This window comes from Chryseobacterium wanjuense (assembly GCF_900111495.1).
In the GTDB taxonomy this organism is placed as follows: Bacteria; Bacteroidota; Bacteroidia; order Flavobacteriales; family Weeksellaceae; genus Chryseobacterium; species Chryseobacterium wanjuense.
Genome location: NZ_FOIU01000001.1, coordinates 1,201,113 through 1,218,505, shown reverse-complemented (window position 1 = coordinate 1,218,505; position 17,393 = coordinate 1,201,113). Strand labels below are relative to the sequence as shown.

General features: G+C 37.0%; 13 protein-coding genes. 6 read left to right on the top strand and 7 right to left on the bottom strand.

Annotated features, from left to right (window positions below):
* Positions 1 to 14 precede the first annotated feature (14 nt).
* The 7 genes from BMX24_RS05480 to glgB form a co-directional block, all read right to left on the bottom strand.
* Positions 15 to 2,831, bottom strand: coding sequence for a 2-oxoglutarate dehydrogenase E1 component (locus BMX24_RS05480; protein WP_089791043.1), 2,817 nt, complete (start codon positions 2,829 to 2,831; stop codon positions 15 to 17).
* Between the two features lie 124 nt (positions 2,832 to 2,955).
* Positions 2,956 to 3,996: an SRPBCC domain-containing protein gene (locus BMX24_RS05475; RefSeq protein ID WP_089791042.1), complete on the bottom strand. Its 1,041-nt coding sequence runs from the start codon at positions 3,994 to 3,996 to the stop codon at positions 2,956 to 2,958.
* Positions 3,997 to 4,055: 59 nt separating this feature from the next.
* Complete coding sequence (locus BMX24_RS05470; RefSeq protein WP_089791041.1) at positions 4,056 to 5,036, bottom strand: hypothetical protein; 981 nt, start codon at positions 5,034 to 5,036, stop codon at positions 4,056 to 4,058.
* Positions 5,037 to 5,120: 84 nt separating this feature from the next.
* On the bottom strand, positions 5,121 to 6,389 hold the full coding sequence (locus BMX24_RS05465) for a glucose-1-phosphate adenylyltransferase (RefSeq protein WP_089791040.1): 1,269 nt from the start codon (positions 6,387 to 6,389) through the stop codon (positions 5,121 to 5,123).
* A 3-nt stretch (positions 6,390 to 6,392) separates the two neighbouring features.
* On the bottom strand, positions 6,393 to 6,938 hold the full coding sequence (locus BMX24_RS05460) for an FEKKY domain-containing protein (protein ID WP_089791039.1): 546 nt from the start codon (positions 6,936 to 6,938) through the stop codon (positions 6,393 to 6,395).
* Position 6,939: 1 nt separating this feature from the next.
* Positions 6,940 to 8,346, bottom strand: coding sequence for a glycogen synthase (locus BMX24_RS05455; protein ID WP_089791038.1), 1,407 nt, complete (start codon positions 8,344 to 8,346; stop codon positions 6,940 to 6,942).
* Between the two features lie 7 nt (positions 8,347 to 8,353).
* Positions 8,354 to 10,300 (bottom strand): 1,4-alpha-glucan branching protein GlgB, encoded by a 1,947-nt coding sequence (gene glgB / locus BMX24_RS05450; protein ID WP_170835665.1) that lies wholly within the window; start codon positions 10,298 to 10,300, stop codon positions 8,354 to 8,356.
* A 219-nt stretch (positions 10,301 to 10,519) separates the two neighbouring features.
* Between glgB and BMX24_RS05445 the strand changes: the two genes are divergently transcribed.
* The 6 genes from BMX24_RS05445 to BMX24_RS05420 all read left to right on the top strand — a co-directional run bounded on the left by BMX24_RS05445 (position 10,520) and on the right by BMX24_RS05420 (position 17,372).
* Entirely contained in the window at positions 10,520 to 11,641 is a 1,122-nt protein-coding gene (locus BMX24_RS05445; protein WP_089792768.1) for an alpha/beta hydrolase-fold protein, read from the top strand.
* A gap of 4 nt (positions 11,642 to 11,645) precedes the next feature.
* Positions 11,646 to 13,061 carry a leucyl aminopeptidase family protein gene (locus BMX24_RS05440; RefSeq protein WP_089791036.1) on the top strand — a complete coding sequence of 472 codons (1,416 nt, stop codon included), beginning with the start codon at positions 11,646 to 11,648 and terminating at the stop codon, positions 13,059 to 13,061.
* A gap of 142 nt (positions 13,062 to 13,203) precedes the next feature.
* Entirely contained in the window at positions 13,204 to 14,415 is a 1,212-nt protein-coding gene (locus BMX24_RS05435) for an ATP-grasp domain-containing protein (RefSeq protein WP_089791035.1), read from the top strand.
* Positions 14,416 to 14,510: 95 nt separating this feature from the next.
* Positions 14,511 to 15,224 carry an alpha/beta hydrolase-fold protein gene (locus tag BMX24_RS05430; RefSeq protein ID WP_089791034.1) on the top strand — a complete coding sequence of 238 codons (714 nt, stop codon included), beginning with the start codon at positions 14,511 to 14,513 and terminating at the stop codon, positions 15,222 to 15,224.
* A 48-nt stretch (positions 15,225 to 15,272) separates the two neighbouring features.
* Entirely contained in the window at positions 15,273 to 16,226 is a 954-nt protein-coding gene (locus BMX24_RS05425; RefSeq protein ID WP_089791033.1) for an ATP-grasp domain-containing protein, read from the top strand.
* Positions 16,227 to 16,253: 27 nt separating this feature from the next.
* A complete protein-coding gene (locus tag BMX24_RS05420) occupies positions 16,254 to 17,372 on the top strand; it encodes a carboxylate-amine ligase (protein ID WP_089791032.1) in 1,119 nt (372 codons plus the stop codon).
* Positions 17,373 to 17,393: the final 21 nt, after the last annotated feature.

Genomic DNA, 17,393 nt, shown 5'->3' with positions numbered 1-17,393 from the left:
AACTTCTATTTTAATTAAGCTGTTACAGGTCTTTTTATAGGAGCATCGTTTCTGTCGAATACTCTGTTGATCACTGCATTTTGGTTTTTCTCAAACATTTTGTGGCTACCAGGAGCTGGAGCACCACTTGGAACCGGAGCAATTACCTGGATTCCTGTATCTCTGAAGTTTCTCAGGATATAAGACCAAGCGCCCATATTTTCAGGTTCTTCCTGAGCCCAAACAAGTTCTTTTCTGTTTTCATATTTATTGAAAATCGCTTCAATAGCATCTGTCTGAAGAGGGTATAGCTGCTCAAATCTTACCAATGCAATATTCTCAGCATTTAATTCTTCTTTTTTAGCTAATAATTCGAAGTATAATTTACCTGAACAAAGAACTAATTTTTCTACTTTTTTAGGATCTGCAGCCGGATCATCTAAGATTGGCTGGAACGAACCGTTTGCGAAATCTTCAAGAGGAGAAACCACTTTTGGATGTCTCAATAAAGATTTTGGACTCATCACCACTAGCGGCTTTCTGAAAGCCCATTTCAACTGTCTTCTCAACAAGTGGAAATAGTTGGCCGGTGAAGTGATGTTTGCTACCACCATGTTTTCATTGGCACAAAGTGTTAAGAATCTTTCCAGTCTTGCTGAAGAGTGTTCTGCACCCTGTCCTTCCGAACCGTGAGGCAACAACATTACCAAACCATCCTGAATTTTCCATTTTTCTTCTGCAGCAGCCAAATATTGGTCAACAATAATCTGAGCACCATTTACGAAGTCACCAAACTGAGCTTCCCAGACTGTCAATGTATTCGGAGAAGCCATCGCATATCCGTAATCGAAACCTAAAACACCATATTCTGAAAGGTGAGAATTGTAAACATCAAATCTATTTTCAGAAACATGTCTTAACGGGATATATTCTTCTTCCGTATCTTCCGTTTTCACTACGGCATGTCTGTGAGAGAATGTTCCTCTTTCCACATCTTCTCCGGAAATTCTTATGTTGTGACCTTCAGTAAGCAATGTAGCATACGCCAACCACTCTCCTAGTGCCCAATCTAATGAGTTTCCTTCGATCGCCTTGATACGGTTTTCGAAAAGTCTTGTAATTTTATTAATGAACTTCTTATCAGCCGGAAGTGTTGACATTTTAATTGCCAATTCTTTCAACTTAGCCAAGTCATATTTTGTGTCAACAGGCAATTGAACTGCTCCTCTTTTTCCGATCGGATAGTTTGTCCAGTCTTCTGCCATAAACAGATCCATCACGTTTTTCTCGATTTCTTTGGAAGCATCAAAGTCTTTATCCAAAAGTGCTTTGAAGTCTGTTTCCATTGTCTTAAGAACATCGTTTGAAATAACGCTGTCGTTGATTAATTTATCTTTATAAATCTCTCTCGGATTCGGATGTTTAGAAATTGTTTTATATAAATTAGGCTGTGTAAATCTTGGTTCATCACCTTCGTTGTGACCATATTTTCTGTATCCTAATAAGTCGATATAAACGTCTTTACCGAATTTAGCTCTGAAATCTGCAGCAAAATGGATCGCATGAACCACTGCTTCTGCATCATCAGCATTTACGTGCATTACAGGAGATTCCGTTACTTTTGCAATATCTGTACAATAGGTAGAAGATCTTGCATCCATATAATTGGTAGTAAACGAAACCTGGTTATTCACAACGATATGCACCGTACCACCCGTTCTGTACCCTTCCAAAGTCATCATCTGAGCAACTTCGTAAGCAATACCCTGACCAGCGATAGCCCCATCACCATGAATGACGATCGGTAAAATTTTAGAATAATCTCCTTTATATTTATCATCTACTTTTGCGCGGCAGATACCTTCTACAAGGGCAGCAACCGTCTCAAGGTGAGATGGATTCGGAGTAAGGTTAATAGAAACTTCTTCTCCTGAAGCTGTTTTTATTTTTTTGGATGAACCCAAGTGATATTTCACGTCACCAGAGAATACGTCTTCTTCAAATTCTTTTCCTTCAAATTCTGAGAAAATCTGCTTGTAAGACTTTCCGAAAATGTTTGTAAGTACATTCAGTCTCCCTCTGTGAGCCATCCCTAGAACAACCTCATCTACGCCCAACTGAGAAGATCTTGAGATCAGCTGATCCAATGCAGGAATCAATGTTTCACCACCTTCCAGTGAGAATCTTTTTTGTCCGACAAATTTTGTGTGAAGATAATTTTCAAATGCTACAGCCTGATTTAACTTTAATAAAATTTCAGTTTTTTCGTTCGCTGAAAGATTAGGATGGTTTTCATTTACCTGAAGCCATTTTTTGATGAAATCTTTCTCTTCAACATTGTTGATGTACGTATATTCAACCCCGATAGAATCACAGTAAATGTTCTCCAGGTGAGTGATAAGCTCCTGTAATGTTGCAGGCTCTTTCATTCCTGTTTCAACGGCGCAGTTGAATTTTGTATTTAAATCTTCCTTGCTAAGACCGAAATTTTCGATATCCAGCGTAGGAGTATAGTGTCTTCTTTCTCTGACAGGGTTTGTTTTAGTAAACAAGTGACCTCTCGTTCTGTAAGCCTCGATAAGGTTTACTACTTTAAATTCTTTCTTGATGTGCTCCGGAACCTCTCCGTTTGCTGCTGCCTGAGTAGCTTGCTGTACAGCGGGAACAACGTTGGCTGGTGCCTGGATATATTGGATGTTTTCGTCGTCACCATAGTTCTCCAAAGCAAAATCGAAGCCTTGAAAGAAGGCTTTCCATGATGGTTCTAAAGAATCCGGGTATTTTAAGTACTGTTGGTATAAATCCTCAATTAATTGAGAATGAGCTGCGTTTAGGAATGAAAATCTGTCCATTATTACAGTTTATCTATTATTAAATTTTGTTTGTAGAATTAATCTTCAAATTTAATAAAAAAAACCGAGGTGGAACAGCCTTAAATCATTAAAAATAACTATGAAAGAAATAATTTTCAGGAATCTACTTATACACCGACAAGGAGAGCTTCATATTGACGGGCTGACCTTCCATAGGACGTTCGAGGAAAGTCTGGCCGATATCCCCAAAACGCATTTCATCTTTTTTTGCTTTTTGGATCAGCTGCTGAACTGCTTTTATTCTGCCTTCGTATGTTCCTTTGTAATACATCACATAGACCTGAGAAGCATTTATCGTTCTGAAACTAAAGTTGTTATCTGTAACACCAAACTTTTTAGACAAAGGAATTCCCAGATAGTATGACACTTCTTTATCCTTGTAATTGTCGGCATCGGTGATGAGTGTCGTGAAGCCGATTTCGTCTTCCCTTTTGCCAAGATCCATCGTTACATAATTGTAGACTTTATTATAATTCATCACAATATTTTTGTAAAGTGCATCTTTTTTATTTGACGTACTGACATTAATTCCCAATAAAAGTTTTGATTCTTCATTTTCCACCATCAGGCTGTCGTATTTAATCGCCGCCATCTGATTATCCTTTTCCACCTTATTGCTTAAAACATTTTTAAGATTTGCCATACTCTTATCAATATTTTCGGCAAAACGGTCTTCTGTCCAAAAATTTTCAACTCTTCTTAAAACAGACAATTTTGGAGTATGAACAACCCAGGTGATTTTTGTTCTGGTAGCAGAAACAGGCTTAAACTGTACATCTACAACCGTAGGATTTTCGTTTCTTTCCTCAAAAAGCTGATACCTTAATGTTTTGTTCGGATTTTCGTAACGAATGAACATTTCCCCATCCGTATCGTTTTTCTGATCTGCATAACTGATGGAACTTCCCTGCCCTTCGTAAGGCGTATAATAATCAATATCAACCGATTGGGAACTGGTAAAGAAATTGTTCCAACGTGTGAAATTCTGCAGATTATTGAACTGGTTAAAAACTTTCTCGACAGGATAATCGATCTCCTTTTCGATCTTAAAGTTTTTACTTTCATCCACAAAATAGTACATGGAAGCAGCATAGGCTCCCACCAACAATACAATAATTACCGCTATGATTTTAAAAAAACGCATCGCACAAATGTATAGAAAATAACAAGAGTGACCAATATGTTGATTGTTTTGATGAGAATTTATTTTGTTTTATTTTTCTCCGAAATCTCTTTCCAAAGTTCCACCAAATCTTCAACATATCTTCCTGCGATTGGAATTGCTTTTCCATTTTCTATTTTGTAATACTTTTCTGGAAATTTGAATTGTTTTAACTGAGCAATTTGTTCTTCAGATGGGTTACTGTTAGTTGTTAATAAATCAAAACTAACTGATTTTTCAAAATTGATATTTATAGGCTTAAATTTATCAGAATTATAATAATGCTCATCTCTAAGTTTTATCGGGCTTGCCCACCTCCCGTCTGTAGTTTTATAGACCGGAAAAAAATGATCTTTAACCAATTCATCACAATATTCTTCAATAAAAAGTAATACATTATCGTAATTACTAAAATCGTATTCATACATACTATTATGATCATATGCGGTAAAAATAATTTTTGAGTTAGGATAATGTTCATTCAGCTCTTGTTCTATTTCATATTCTGCCTTATATTCACTATCTAACGATATTCCGCAATACTTGGATTGATCCACATAAGAAACGTCTATTTTCTTACCAACAAAAGCATAAAGTCTTGAAGGAACTTTTTGGTCACATTTTTTGTAAGGAATGCAAGGTCTTGGTTTTAAAATAACTTTTATATTTTTATTGATTATATCCGCAACTTTATATTTCTGTGTGATATAATCTCTCTTATGGAAATACAATGTATCGGTTAGCTTTGCTGTTATATTATAATTTCCATCAGGATAATCAGGGAAAGTGCTAAATTTTTTTACTAATTCATCATACTTATTCCAGTTCTTATTTTTAAATGTTTCATCCTTAAATACTTTGTCTCTAAACTTGTTTATTGTATCATTGACACTAATTGATATAAAGTTATTGATATTTAAAGAATCTTTTACAACCCCTCGAACAGTGACTATTTGAGATTTATAAAATGTGCTTATAAAAATAATTGAGATTAAAAATATTTTATAAAATAATTTACTCATGTTTCATCATTGTAAAAGCCCCTTTTTACAGAGGCTTTATTTTACTAAGGATTAATTTTTTTTCTAAAGACAGATAAGAGCCTCTCACCCAATATGAGTCCCCGGAGTAAGAACCGCCCCTTTTTTCACGACAACAATTCCGTCCTGAACCGAGTGTGTTCCGTAATCTCCGTCTGCCAAATGTTTTCCGCCGATAATTCTGACATTGTCTCCGATATAGCAGTTTTTATCTAAAATGGCTTTTTCGATATAGCAATATTTTCCGATTCCCATGTTTGGCAGGCCTTTTTGATCATTAATTACAATTTCTGCAGTATTTTGATAGAAATCTGCTCCCATTACGTAAGAATTTACGATCGTACTTCCCTTGTCGATCCGGGTTCTGTTTCCGATCACCGAATTTTCGATTTTATCGGCCATAATGATACATCCATCCCCGAAAACCGCCTTACTTACATAAGAACCGTTGATTTTTGAAGGCGGAAGCATTCTCGCTCTCGTATAAATCGGTGATGAAGAGAAAAGATTAAACTGTGGAAAGTCCTGACACAGATCAATATTGGCTTCGTAGAAAGATTCGATGGTACCGATGTCTGTCCAATAGCCTTCAAACTGGTAGCTTAATGTCGTATATTTCCCGATGGAGCTTGGAATAATGTCTTTTCCGAAATCGTCTCCGGCTCCTTCATCAAACATTTTTTTAAGAATACTTTTCGTGAAAATATAAATCCCCATCGAGGCAAGATATTCTTTTCCTTTATGTTTGTTATTTTCGGAAACTTCAGATTTCAGACCTTCCAGCATTTCGTAGCTTGGTTTTTCAACGAAAGAGGTGATATTGCCTTCATCGTCGGAGCTTAAAATTCCGAAACCTGTTGCATCTTTAGCATTCACCGGGATCGTTGCGATCGTTACATCTCCTCCTTTTTCAATATGGAAGTCCAGCATTTCCCTGAAATCCATCTGATAAAGCTGATCTCCGGAAAGAATTAAAATATAATCATAATCATACTTTTCCAAATGCTTCATCGACTGGCGAACTGCATCTGCCGTTCCCTGATACCAATTGTCGTTTTCAACATTCTGTTCTGCAGCCAAAATATCCACAAAACCTTTGCTGAAAATATCAAAGTGATAAGAGTTTTTGATGTGTGAATTTAAAGAAGCTGAATTAAACTGGGTTAAAACAAGAATTTTGTTCAATCCTGAGTTTAAACAATTTGAAATAGGAATATCAACCAATCTGTATTTCCCCGCGATCGGCACAGCCGGTTTTGACCTTGAATACGTTAAAGGAAACAATCTCGTTCCTCTACCTCCTCCTAAAACAATGGAAATTACATTACGTTTCATAAATTATCTTGCGTTTTTATCTATTAATTTTACTGTTCTATCTTCAGTATTTACGTTTACTGCAAAACATTCTTTGTTTTCAGCTTTCATCTTTTGATTATAAACTACAACTTTATAGAGATTCTCATTTATTTCCTTTACATCTTTGTCTACATCATCAATTTCTATATAATATTTTTTAAGCTCATCTCTGAATAGTTTATTGGTGATTAAAACATCCATGACATCGACTTTTTTCATCATGAAATCTTCGAGATCTTTATTATATTTTTTTTTCCAATCTTTTCCATATCTCTTTGCAATAGCTGCGTAAGTCTTCTTATTTGAAGCATCTGCTTTTTTCTGTATGTCATAGCCAACCACACAACCTCCTACATCAGCGTATTTTATTTTCCACTTTTCAGAAATACCTTCAGTTGCTTCTGCGGCTCGCATGTCTTTTAGTCCATAACTATAAATCCAGTAATAGCCTCCCACATAATTTCCTTCTTCTTTTTTACAAGAAAAAATCATTATTAATAAAAACAGAAAAGAAAATTTTTTCAACATCTTAATTATTATATAAAGCAATATACTTCTCCGCCGATTTCTCCCATGCAAAATCAAAACTCATATTGGCATGAATCAGGTTTTCCATGACATCTTTTTCGTTGTAAATACTCATTGCCCTGTTCATCGCATGGATGACATCATCTGCTCCGGGATAAGTAAAATTAATCCCCGCTCCGCCTGTTGAAATGTCTTCTACAGTATCTCTTAAACCTCCTGTATATCTTACAATAGGTATCGTTCCGTATCTCATCGAATACATCTGATTCAATCCGCAGGGCTCAACCCGGGAAGGCATCAGTAAAAAATCTGCCGAAGCATATATTTTATGTGAAAGATGTTCTTTATATCCCAAATCCAAAGCGAAATTAGAATAGGTATAATCGTATTCTTTCAGTTTATTTTCAATATAAGAATTCCCTGAACCTAAAATCATGATATTTAAAGCTCCATAGCTTTGTTTAATGCTTCTCCAGACAATATCCGGAAGCAGATCGGCGCCTTTTTCCGTTGCAAATCTCCCGATAAAAGCAAACAATGGAAGCTCAGGTTTTAAACCATATTCTTTGCAGAGCTTTTCCTTATTTTTTTTCTTTTGGGCAACCGCATTTTTACTATTAAAATTAAAATCAAGCATCGGATCGGTTTCCGGATTCCAGACTTCAGCATCGATTCCGTTGATAATTCCATAGGCTTTTCCAAACTCATCACGAACTAGGCTTTCCAATCCTCTGAAGCTGATATAGAGCTCTTCAAGATAGCCTTGCGAAACGGTTGTAAAAGCAGTAGCGCACTTTATCATGCTTGCCAACGGATTTATCAGTCCGTTCCAGTCCATCATTCCCCATTTATAAGCATCAAAAGCAGGCATATAATTGGCCATTTCCCAGCTCATCATTCCCTGATATTCGCCGTTGTGAATTGTTCCGATCGTTTTTACACCTTTCAGGAACGAAAATTCCGGGCAATATTCTATCATAAAAGGGACCAATCCCGTATGATAATCATGGCAATGCAAAATATCCGGACGAATTTTCATCGCGCTCAGCCAATGCAAAACCCCATGCTGAAAAGCCAAAAACTGGAAACTCTCATCCTGATAGCCATAAGGATTATCACGATCCAAAAGTCCTGGGATTTTTACCATATACAATTCAAATCCCAACGCATTGGTATTCTCCTTCATGACCTGAACCTGAAGCATATTTGGCCCCTGATGAATAAAACCATCAAAAACTATGTCAAACTCATGATCGTAAATAAAAGATTTGTTGTACCAGGGCATTACAACCTTAGCATCAACACCTTTTATTTTATTCTGATATTTCGGTAAAGCTCCTACAACATCTGCCAAACCTCCTACTTTTGCCACCGGATAACACTCCGTACTGAGATGATAAACTATCATTTTAACTTTATCTTTTGTGTTGTTTAATTCTATTTTGCTTGTAGTTTCTGTCTTTTCTTTTTAAAATAATTCCTGCCAATGGCGGTAAATTTATACTTATAGATTTGGGATGATTTTTATACTCTTCAAATTGTTCACTGAAAATATCAGCATTCACTCCGCTTCCTGCATATCTTTTGTCATCCGAATTAAGAACAACTTCCCAATGTGTTCCTGCATTCACTCCGATTTTATAATCAATCACTCTTGGAGTTAAATTTAAAATAACCATAAAAACATCATCCTTCTTTTTTCCTTTCCTTAAATAAATATATACCGAATTTTCGATATCATCGGCTTCTATCCATTCAAAACCATCAGGATTAAACTGATTTTCATATAAAGCGGTTTCATTTCTATAGAGATGATTTAAATCTTTCACCAACGTCTGCAGACCTTTATGTACAGGATATTCTAATAAATGCCAGTCTAAACTTTGGGTAAAATTCCATTCGCTGGTCTGCCCAAATTCATCGCCCATAAACAACAGCTTTGCTCCCGGATGCGTAAACATATACACATACAAGGCACGAAGATTGGCAAATTTCTGCCATTCATCGCCTGTCATTTTATAGATAAGACTTGCTTTTCCGTGTACTACTTCATCGTGGGACAAAGGCATCATATAGTTTTCATTATACATATACATGGATGCGAATGTCAACTTATGATGAAAAAATTTCCTGTTAATGGGATCTTCTTTAAAATAATCCAATGTATCGTGCATCCAGCCCATCATCCATTTCATTCCAAATCCCACGCCCCCGTCGTGCACAGGCTTTGTCAGCATCGGAAAATCTGAACTTTCTTCTGCAATCGTTATGATATTGTCTCCAAATTCTTTGTAAACAGCCGTATTAAATTCCTGCAAAAAAGTTTGGGCTTCAAGATTTACATTTCCTCCGTAAATATTGGGTTCCCACTCACCTTCGTTCCTGGAATAATCGAGATGAAGCATCGACGTGACCGCATCTACGCGTAATCCGTCTGCATGATACCTTCCCAGCCAGAACATTGCATTTGAAATTAAAAAAGACTTCACTTCATTTCGTCCGTAGTTGAAAATATAGGATTTCCAGTCGGGATGAAAACCTTTTCTCGGATCTTCATGCTCGTACAGATAAGAACCGTCAAACCTGTGTAAGCCATTGGCATCACCGGGAAAATGAGATGGAACCCAGTCTAAAATAACGCCGATTCCGTTTTTATGAAGTTCATTAATTAAAAACATCAAATCCTGCGGTGAACCGAAACGCGAGGTCGCCGCGTAAAATCCCGTAATCTGATATCCCCAGCTTGGATCATAAGGATATTCCATCACCGGCATGAATTCCACATGGGTGAAGCTCATTTCTTTAATATATGGAACAAGCTTTTTAGCAATATCACGATAATTTAAAAATCTTTTGGGATCATCGCCTTCCCGTACCCAAGATGCCAGATGCATTTCATATACGGAAATCGGAGCATTCAGGGTATTTTTTTTCCAGCGATTTTCGAGCCATTCTTTATCGTCCCATTCATACCAGGTTGTAGAAACCATCGATGCTGCCTGAAGATTTTGTTCCCAGCTTAAAGCATAAGGATCACTTTTTTCAAGAATTTCGCCTCTCGCTGTTTCAACCGCATATTTATAGAGTGTTCCCCAGGTAAGACCTGCAATAAAACCTTCCCAAATACCCGATTCGTCCCAGCGGGGAAACAAAATATGATCTGTATGATTCCAGTTATTGAAATTTCCTATAACGGAAACTTTTTTTGCATTTGGCGCCCAAACCGAAAAATAAACACCTTTTACGCCGTCTTTTTCTACAGAATGTGCACCGAATTTGTCAAACAGCTTATAATGTTTACCCTCTTTAAAAAGGTAAATATCATGGTCTGTAAAAAGCGTATATGTTTTAACCGAATTCATCACGGTTTTGATTTAATTTTATATTTTGTTTGAAACTACGAAAAATATCAACAAAAACCGTTAATTATCGTTGAAATAATTATTATGTTAATCATTCTCCATCATTGGTTTGTACCAAATATATCATTTTTTCTTTCACTCACTAATGAATTTTTTAAAATTATCTCTATAAAAAGATTTTTTATAAATTTAGCCTTTAAAATTTATTAAACACACATGATGAGGTTTGAACTTTATAGTGAAGAAATCGACGACAGAACGGTGTACATTACCGGAAATTTCAATAACTGGAACCCGAAAGATTACAACTTTCAACTTAAACGGCTGGATCCGAACAACTATTATATTGAAATTAATGATGAAATCCTGCCTGATGTTATCGAATATAAATTCACAAAAGGCGGATGGGAAAACGTAGAGCTTGATATATACGGAAATATCACGCCCAACAGGAAAGCTTCAAAAGCTGCCGGAAAAACTGCTGATACTGTCGAAAAATGGAGATTAAACTGGGGACCCTTCAAAAAGGAATTTTTCCCAATTGCAGAGATCATTTCAGAGGAATTTTATATTCCTCAGCTCGACCGCTACCGAAAAGTCTGGGCTCTGTTGCCTTACGACTATTATGTTTCTGAGAAAACGTACCCTGTTTTGTATCTTCAGGACGCACAAAACCTGTTCAATGAAGGAAGCGGATACGGAAATTGGGAAATCGACAAAAAACTCTCTATTCTCGTCGAATACGGACGTGGAGATGTGATCGTCATTGCCATAGAACATGGCAGCGAAGAGAGAATTAAAGAATATATTTTCGATAATGATAATGTGGCCAACGGATCCGAAGGAAAAAAATACATCCGTTTCATTACAGATACGTTAAAACCTTATGTAGACGAAAATTACCGTACAAAAAGAGACCGGGAAAATACAGGAATCGGAGGAAGTTCTCTAGGCGCTCTCATCAGTATTTATAGTGGTTTTCTTTATCCTGAAGTCTATTCTAAATTGTTGATTTTCTCCCCCTCACTTTGGGTGGAGCCCAACAATAATTTTCCGATAATGAATTTCAGAGTACCTTACAAAACAAAAATTTATCTGTACGGCGGCGCTCAGGAAGGTTCTAAAATGGTAAAAAGAATCCGCATTTTTGAAGAATATTTAAAACGCTGGGAAAAGAAAAATCTATTTGATTTTGAATTTAAAACAAGCATTAATCCGGAAGGAACACACAGCGAATTCTACTGGTCACAGGAATTCCCGAGAGCGATTGAATGGCTGTTCTACAACAACCGTGAAAATCCGGTGGAAGTAAAACCCCAACAAAACAGTATTAAAAATTAAACTTATGAAGCTAGTCAACAAAAAAAATAAAAATTACACTCAGGTTTTCCATGTGTTCACTGAAGAAGAATGGACGAAAACCAGTAAAAATTTCAATAAAAATATTTCCACCTTTTTCACTGGAAAAAAAAATGAGGTTTTTGTGAATGCCCAGGAAGAAGGCATTGCTTATTTTATTGGTTTAGGAAAATCAATGTTACAAAATTTTGAAATTCAGCAGGTTGCTAATAAATTTTCGCAGACTCAGAAAAAAAATCTGCAGGCGGTTCCGACTTTGGTTTTGGCTGATTTTATGAACGAAAAACAATTTGAAGAATTTGTAAAAGGGCTTTTGATCGGGACTTACAACTACCCTTTCGAAAAAACGCATTCATTTTGGAACGCCAAATTTGAGCTTCATTTTGAAAATTTAAGTCAGAAAAAATTAGATTATATCAATCAGAAAGCTTTAGCATTAACTAACGGACAAATTGCCTGTCAGGACTGGCTGAACAAACCTGCCAATCTTAAAAAGCCAGATATTTTCAGTACATATCTTAAAAATTTAGCAAAAAAACACAGCTTAAAATACACTTCTTTTAACAGAAAAAAATGTGAAGAATTAGGCTTGGGAGCTTATCTTTCTGTGAATCAGGGAAGCGCTTACGATGCCGCTTTCACGATTTTGGAATATAAAACAACAGTGAAAAACGCTGCCACTTTCGGTCTTGTGGGAAAATGTGTATTGTTTGACACAGGCGGAATTTCTTTAAAAGATCACACGAATATGCACTATATGAAGTCGGATATGGGCGGAGCGACGGCGGTTTTGGGAACTTTAATCTATGCCGCAGAAATGCAGCTTCCTGTAAATATTGTGGCCATTTTACCCATCACCGACAATGCCATTTCTGAAAATGCCTTCCTTCCGAGCGACGTCATTACAGCCTACAACGGAAAAACTATCGAAGTTCTGAACACCGATGCAGAGGGCAGAATGATCCTGGCAGACGGACTTTCCTACATGGCAAAAAACTTTAAAACTGATTTCCTGATCGACCTTGCAACATTAACCGGAAGTTCCGTAAGAATGTTCGGCGATACCTGCGGCGCTTTGTTTTCCAATAATGAAGAATTAAAAAATCTTTTAATAAAAACCGGAGACAAAACCAATCAAAGACTCTGGAATTTACCGCTTTGGGATGTCTGGAAAGATGATATTCAGTCTGATGTGGCAGATCTGAAGAATATTTCCATGAAACCGATCGGAGATTGCATTGTTGCGGCAAAATTTTTGGAACAATTTATTGAAAGCCATCCAAAATGGGCACATTTGGATATTGCAGGAGTTGCTTTCGGAAGCGTGGGATATGCCAAAGAAAAGGCTGCAACCGGCTTTGGAGTGCAATTATTGGCAGATTTAATCGAAAATTATCACTAAAAATTAGTTTATTACAAAAATTCTCTGTATAATTGATATAAGAATTCTCAAAAACGCATATTATTTCGAGTTTTAATATTATTTTAATTAATATTAAAATGCTTTTATTTTTGATAATTCACCAATATTAAAAAAACATTGTATGGAGGAGAAAATTATAGTATGTATTTCGTGCTATTACAAGGGCTATGATTTCATGGACGAAATGAAGAAGCTCGGTAATAAAATAATCTTAGTCACATCCGAAAATCTTAAAGAAAAAAACTGGCCTTGGCACGCCATCGACGAGGTATTTTATATGCCCGAATTACAGCCGTCTGTCTGGAATCTGGAACATCTTATCCAGGGATTTTCTCATCTAATGCAAACCAGAAAAGTAGACGCAGTCGTAGCTCTGGACGATTATGATGTGGAAAAAGCAGCTCTTATCCGGGAAACATTCCGTATTCCGGGAATGGGACAAACGACGCACAGATATTTCAGGGATAAGTTGGCTATGCGGCAAAAAGCAAAAGATTCTGGAATTAGCGTTCCTGAGTTTACCGCTGTTTTTAATAATGATGAGGTTAATCGTTTCGTTGAGCACATTCCCGCTCCATGGGTTTTAAAACCGCGTTCGGAAGCTTCGGCTTCGGGAATTAAAAAACTGAAGTCTAAAGATGAACTTTGGGACGCTTTGAACGCTCTGGGAGAAGAACGACATTTGTTTTTACTGGAAAGCTTCAAGCCGGGAGATGTGTATCACGTTGACAGCTTGACATTTAACAAAGAAATAGTTTTCACATCCGCTTCAAAATATCTTGCTCCTCCGATGCAGGTTTCGCATGAGGGAGGTGTTTTCAGATCTAAAACACTGGGGCGATATTCCGATGAATTCAAAGCGCTTGAAGAGGCGAATGCTAAAGTGTTGTCAAGTTTTGGCTTAATCAACGGAGCGACCCATACAGAATTCATACGCGGAAAAGAAGACGGAAAATGGTATTTCCTGGAAACCTCTTCCCGGGTGGGCGGTGCGCACATTCCTGATCTGGTGGAAGCTTCCAGCAATATCAACATCTGGAGAGAATGGGCAAAGATTGAAGATGCCCTACTTAAACAGAAGAAATATGAAGTTGCCAAACCTACCGGATATTATTCGGGACTGATTGTCGCTTTAATTAAAGATAAAGAACCGGATTATAATCAATTTGAATGTGAAGAAGTCGTGAAATTCCTTCCGATCGATTACCACGTTGGTATTGTTTACAAATCGAATGACTCTTCGGTTGTGCAGGATCGGCTGGATTATGCTGCAGCAAAAATACATTCGGATATGCTGAATATTCTTCCTCCAAAAAGTAAACCGACAAGCTGAAAAGTTAGAAGTTAGAAGTTAGAAGTTAGAAGTTAGCGAAATAACTTATAATCTAAATCGATTATTATTTATTATTCATCAATTATAATTAAAAAATGCCTCAGATAGAACACACAGATTATTACTCACATATTTTAGGAACAAGCCTTAAAGTAGAGGTTACGGGACATTACGGTTACCCAATCGTTATGTTTCCCACTTCACAAGGGCAATATACCCAAAACCATGACTTTCACCTGAATGGAAGCATCAATTGGTTTATAGAACAGGGAAAAGTCAAATTATATAATATACAAACGATTGACAGCTGGAGTTTTTATGATGAAAAAATTTCTCCGCAGCAAAGAATTAAAAATTATGAATTGTATGTTCAGTTTTTGATTAAAGAATTTATTCCATATATCCAGAAACTACATGATACGCATCGTGTGGCAGTTGCTGGAGCGAGTTTCGGAGGATATCATGCAGCGAATTTCGCTTTCAGGTTTCCGGATGTGGTTTCGCATTTATTTTGTCTTTCGGGAGCTTTCAGCATAAGAAATTTTATGGACGGATATTCTGATGAACTGGTGTATTTTAATTGTCCGAGAGAATTCGTAAAAAATGATGAAGCCTGGAAGTACAAACATATGCACATTGTTTTAAGCACCTCAGATCAGGACATCTGCAGAGACAAAAACCTGGAAATGGCGGATATTTTAAGCTCAAAAGGAATTGATTTCTGGTACGACGAAAGAAAGTGGATCAACCACGACTGGCCGCTTTGGAGGATGGTTTTCCCGACGTTTATCGGAGCATTCTTTTCTTAAATTTAATTAAAACAAAATAATAATATAAAAACATTTAAAAATACAATTATGGCAAAAAAAGTAGGAATTCTATTCGGTATGGAAGATACGTTCCCTTGGGCATTTATCGATAAAGTAAACGAGCTGGGCGGTGGAGAAATCATCGCTGAACCGGTAACGATCGACAAACTGGAACAAGGAACAGATTACGGTTATGCAGTGATTATCGACAGAATTTCGCAGGATGTTCCTTTCTACAGAGCTTATCTTAAAAATGCTGCTTTAAATGGGACGTATGTAATCAACAATCCATTTTGGTGGAGTGCAGATGAGAAGTTTTTCAATAATGCTTTGATGTCAAAACTGGGAATTCCTCTTCCTAAAACCGTTTTGCTTCCATCACACGAAAGACCGACCAATACTTCGGAAACATCTTTCAGAAACCTCAGATTTCCGCATGACTGGGATTATATTTTTAACTATGTCGGATTTCCGGCCTACATGAAACCTCACGACGGAGGAGGCTGGAGAAACGTGTACAGAGTAGAAAATCCTGAAGATTTGTGGAATAAACTGGGAGAAACAGAGCAGCTGGTAATGATGGTTCAGGAAGAAATTATTTTCGACGATTATTACAGAGTCTATTGTTTAGGTAAAAAATATGTTCATATCATGCCTTATGAGCCGAGAAATGCACATCATCTGAGATATGCAACGACGCACCAGACACAAGGTGAGGAATTGGAAAAATTATTAAAAACCATTCACGATTATACCATTACCATGAATGAAGCGTTGGGCTATGATTTCAATACTGTCGAATTTGCCGTAAGAGACGGAATTCCTTATGCTATTGACTTTTGTAATCCCGCTCCGGATGCCGACAGAAACTCTGTGGGTGAAGAAAATTTCGCGTGGATTGTAGAGCACGCCGCAAAATTAGCCATAGAAAAAGCTAAAGAATATGTTCCCGGAAAACCAAATATTTCCTGGGGAACTTTCGTAAAGGATTCTGTAAAATAAAACATAAAAATAAAAGCACGAAAAAAAATGCATCAATTTACTATTGGAATCGAAGAAGAATATCAAATTATTGATGTTGAGAGCAGAGATCTGATCTCTCATGTTTCGAAAATCATTGAAGGCGGAAAAGCGGTTTTAAGCGAAAATTTAAAACACGAAATGCACGAATCCATGATCGAAATGGAAACGGGCATCTGCCAGAATATCCAGGAAGCCAGAGCTGAGCTTACCAATCTTAGGAGACACCTTATCAAAACAGCTCATGACCAGAACCTTCGTGTTTCGGGAGGAGGTACTCACCCGTTCTCGCACTGGTCTGCAAATACGATCACACAGGGAGAAAGATACATCAAAATCGTTGATGATATGGGAGATGTAGCACGCGAAAATCTAATTTTCGGGCTGCACGTTCACATCGGAATTCCGAATCGTGAAGAAGGCGTTAGAATCCAGAATGTGATGAGATATTTCCTTCCTCACGTATATGCGCTATCTACAAACTCACCTTTCTGGATCGGAAGATATACCGGTTTTAAATCTTACAGACAGGAGATTTTCGTGAAATTCCCAAGAACAGGGATTCCGAGTTATTTCAATTCTTTGGCGGAATTTGACAGCTATGTTGATCTTTTGGTGAAAACAGGAACCATCGACAACGCCAAGAAAATCTGGTGGGATTTGAGAGTTCACCCATTCTACCCTACGATTGAATTCAGAATCTGTGATATGCCTCTGAGAATTGATGAAACGGTTTGTCTGGCTGCAATTATGCAGGCTTTGGTGGCGAAAATCTATAAACTTCATCAACAAAATTTAAGTTTCAGAAGCTACAGAAGATTATTATTAAATGAAAATAAATGGAGAGCTTCCAAAAGCGGAATTGAAGCCCATCTGATTGATTTTGGTAAAGAAGAATCTGTTCCTTATCCTCATCTGTTAAAAGAACTTCTTGAGTTTATCGATGATGTTGTAGATGACTTAGGATGCAGAACGGAAGTCGAATATGCCTGGAAAATTCTAGAAAACGGAACCGGCGCAGACAGACAGCTTCAGATCTTCAAAGAAACCGGCGATCTTACGAAAGTAGTTGATTATATGATCTCAGAGACCGAATATGGAATAACGCACGGTGAACTCACTTCGTAATATTTTGGTAACTTTGCAAAA

What these genes read in the sequence shown, in the direction of transcription:
- BMX24_RS05470 (WP_089791041.1), bottom strand. Translation starts at nt 5,036, where the DNA reads ATGAGTAAATTATTTTATAAAATATTTTTAATCTCAATTATTTTTATA.
- BMX24_RS05440 (WP_089791036.1), top strand. Translation starts at nt 11,646, where the DNA reads ATGAAGCTAGTCAACAAAAAAAATAAAAATTACACTCAGGTTTTCCAT.
- BMX24_RS05475 (WP_089791042.1), bottom strand. Translation starts at nt 3,996, where the DNA reads ATGCGTTTTTTTAAAATCATAGCGGTAATTATTGTATTGTTGGTGGGA.
- BMX24_RS05480 (WP_089791043.1), bottom strand. Translation starts at nt 2,831, where the DNA reads ATGGACAGATTTTCATTCCTAAACGCAGCTCATTCTCAATTAATTGAG.
- glgB (WP_170835665.1), bottom strand. Translation starts at nt 10,300, where the DNA reads ATGAATTCGGTTAAAACATATACGCTTTTTACAGACCATGATATTTAC.
- BMX24_RS05460 (WP_089791039.1), bottom strand. Translation starts at nt 6,938, where the DNA reads ATGTTGAAAAAATTTTCTTTTCTGTTTTTATTAATAATGATTTTTTCT.
- BMX24_RS05465 (WP_089791040.1), bottom strand. Translation starts at nt 6,389, where the DNA reads ATGAAACGTAATGTAATTTCCATTGTTTTAGGAGGAGGTAGAGGAACG.
- BMX24_RS05420 (WP_089791032.1), top strand. Translation starts at nt 16,254, where the DNA reads ATGCATCAATTTACTATTGGAATCGAAGAAGAATATCAAATTATTGAT.
- BMX24_RS05435 (WP_089791035.1), top strand. Translation starts at nt 13,204, where the DNA reads ATGGAGGAGAAAATTATAGTATGTATTTCGTGCTATTACAAGGGCTAT.
- BMX24_RS05455 (WP_089791038.1), bottom strand. Translation starts at nt 8,346, where the DNA reads ATGATAGTTTATCATCTCAGTACGGAGTGTTATCCGGTGGCAAAAGTA.
- BMX24_RS05430 (WP_089791034.1), top strand. Translation starts at nt 14,511, where the DNA reads ATGCCTCAGATAGAACACACAGATTATTACTCACATATTTTAGGAACA.
- BMX24_RS05425 (WP_089791033.1), top strand. Translation starts at nt 15,273, where the DNA reads ATGGCAAAAAAAGTAGGAATTCTATTCGGTATGGAAGATACGTTCCCT.
- BMX24_RS05445 (WP_089792768.1), top strand. Translation starts at nt 10,520, where the DNA reads ATGAGGTTTGAACTTTATAGTGAAGAAATCGACGACAGAACGGTGTAC.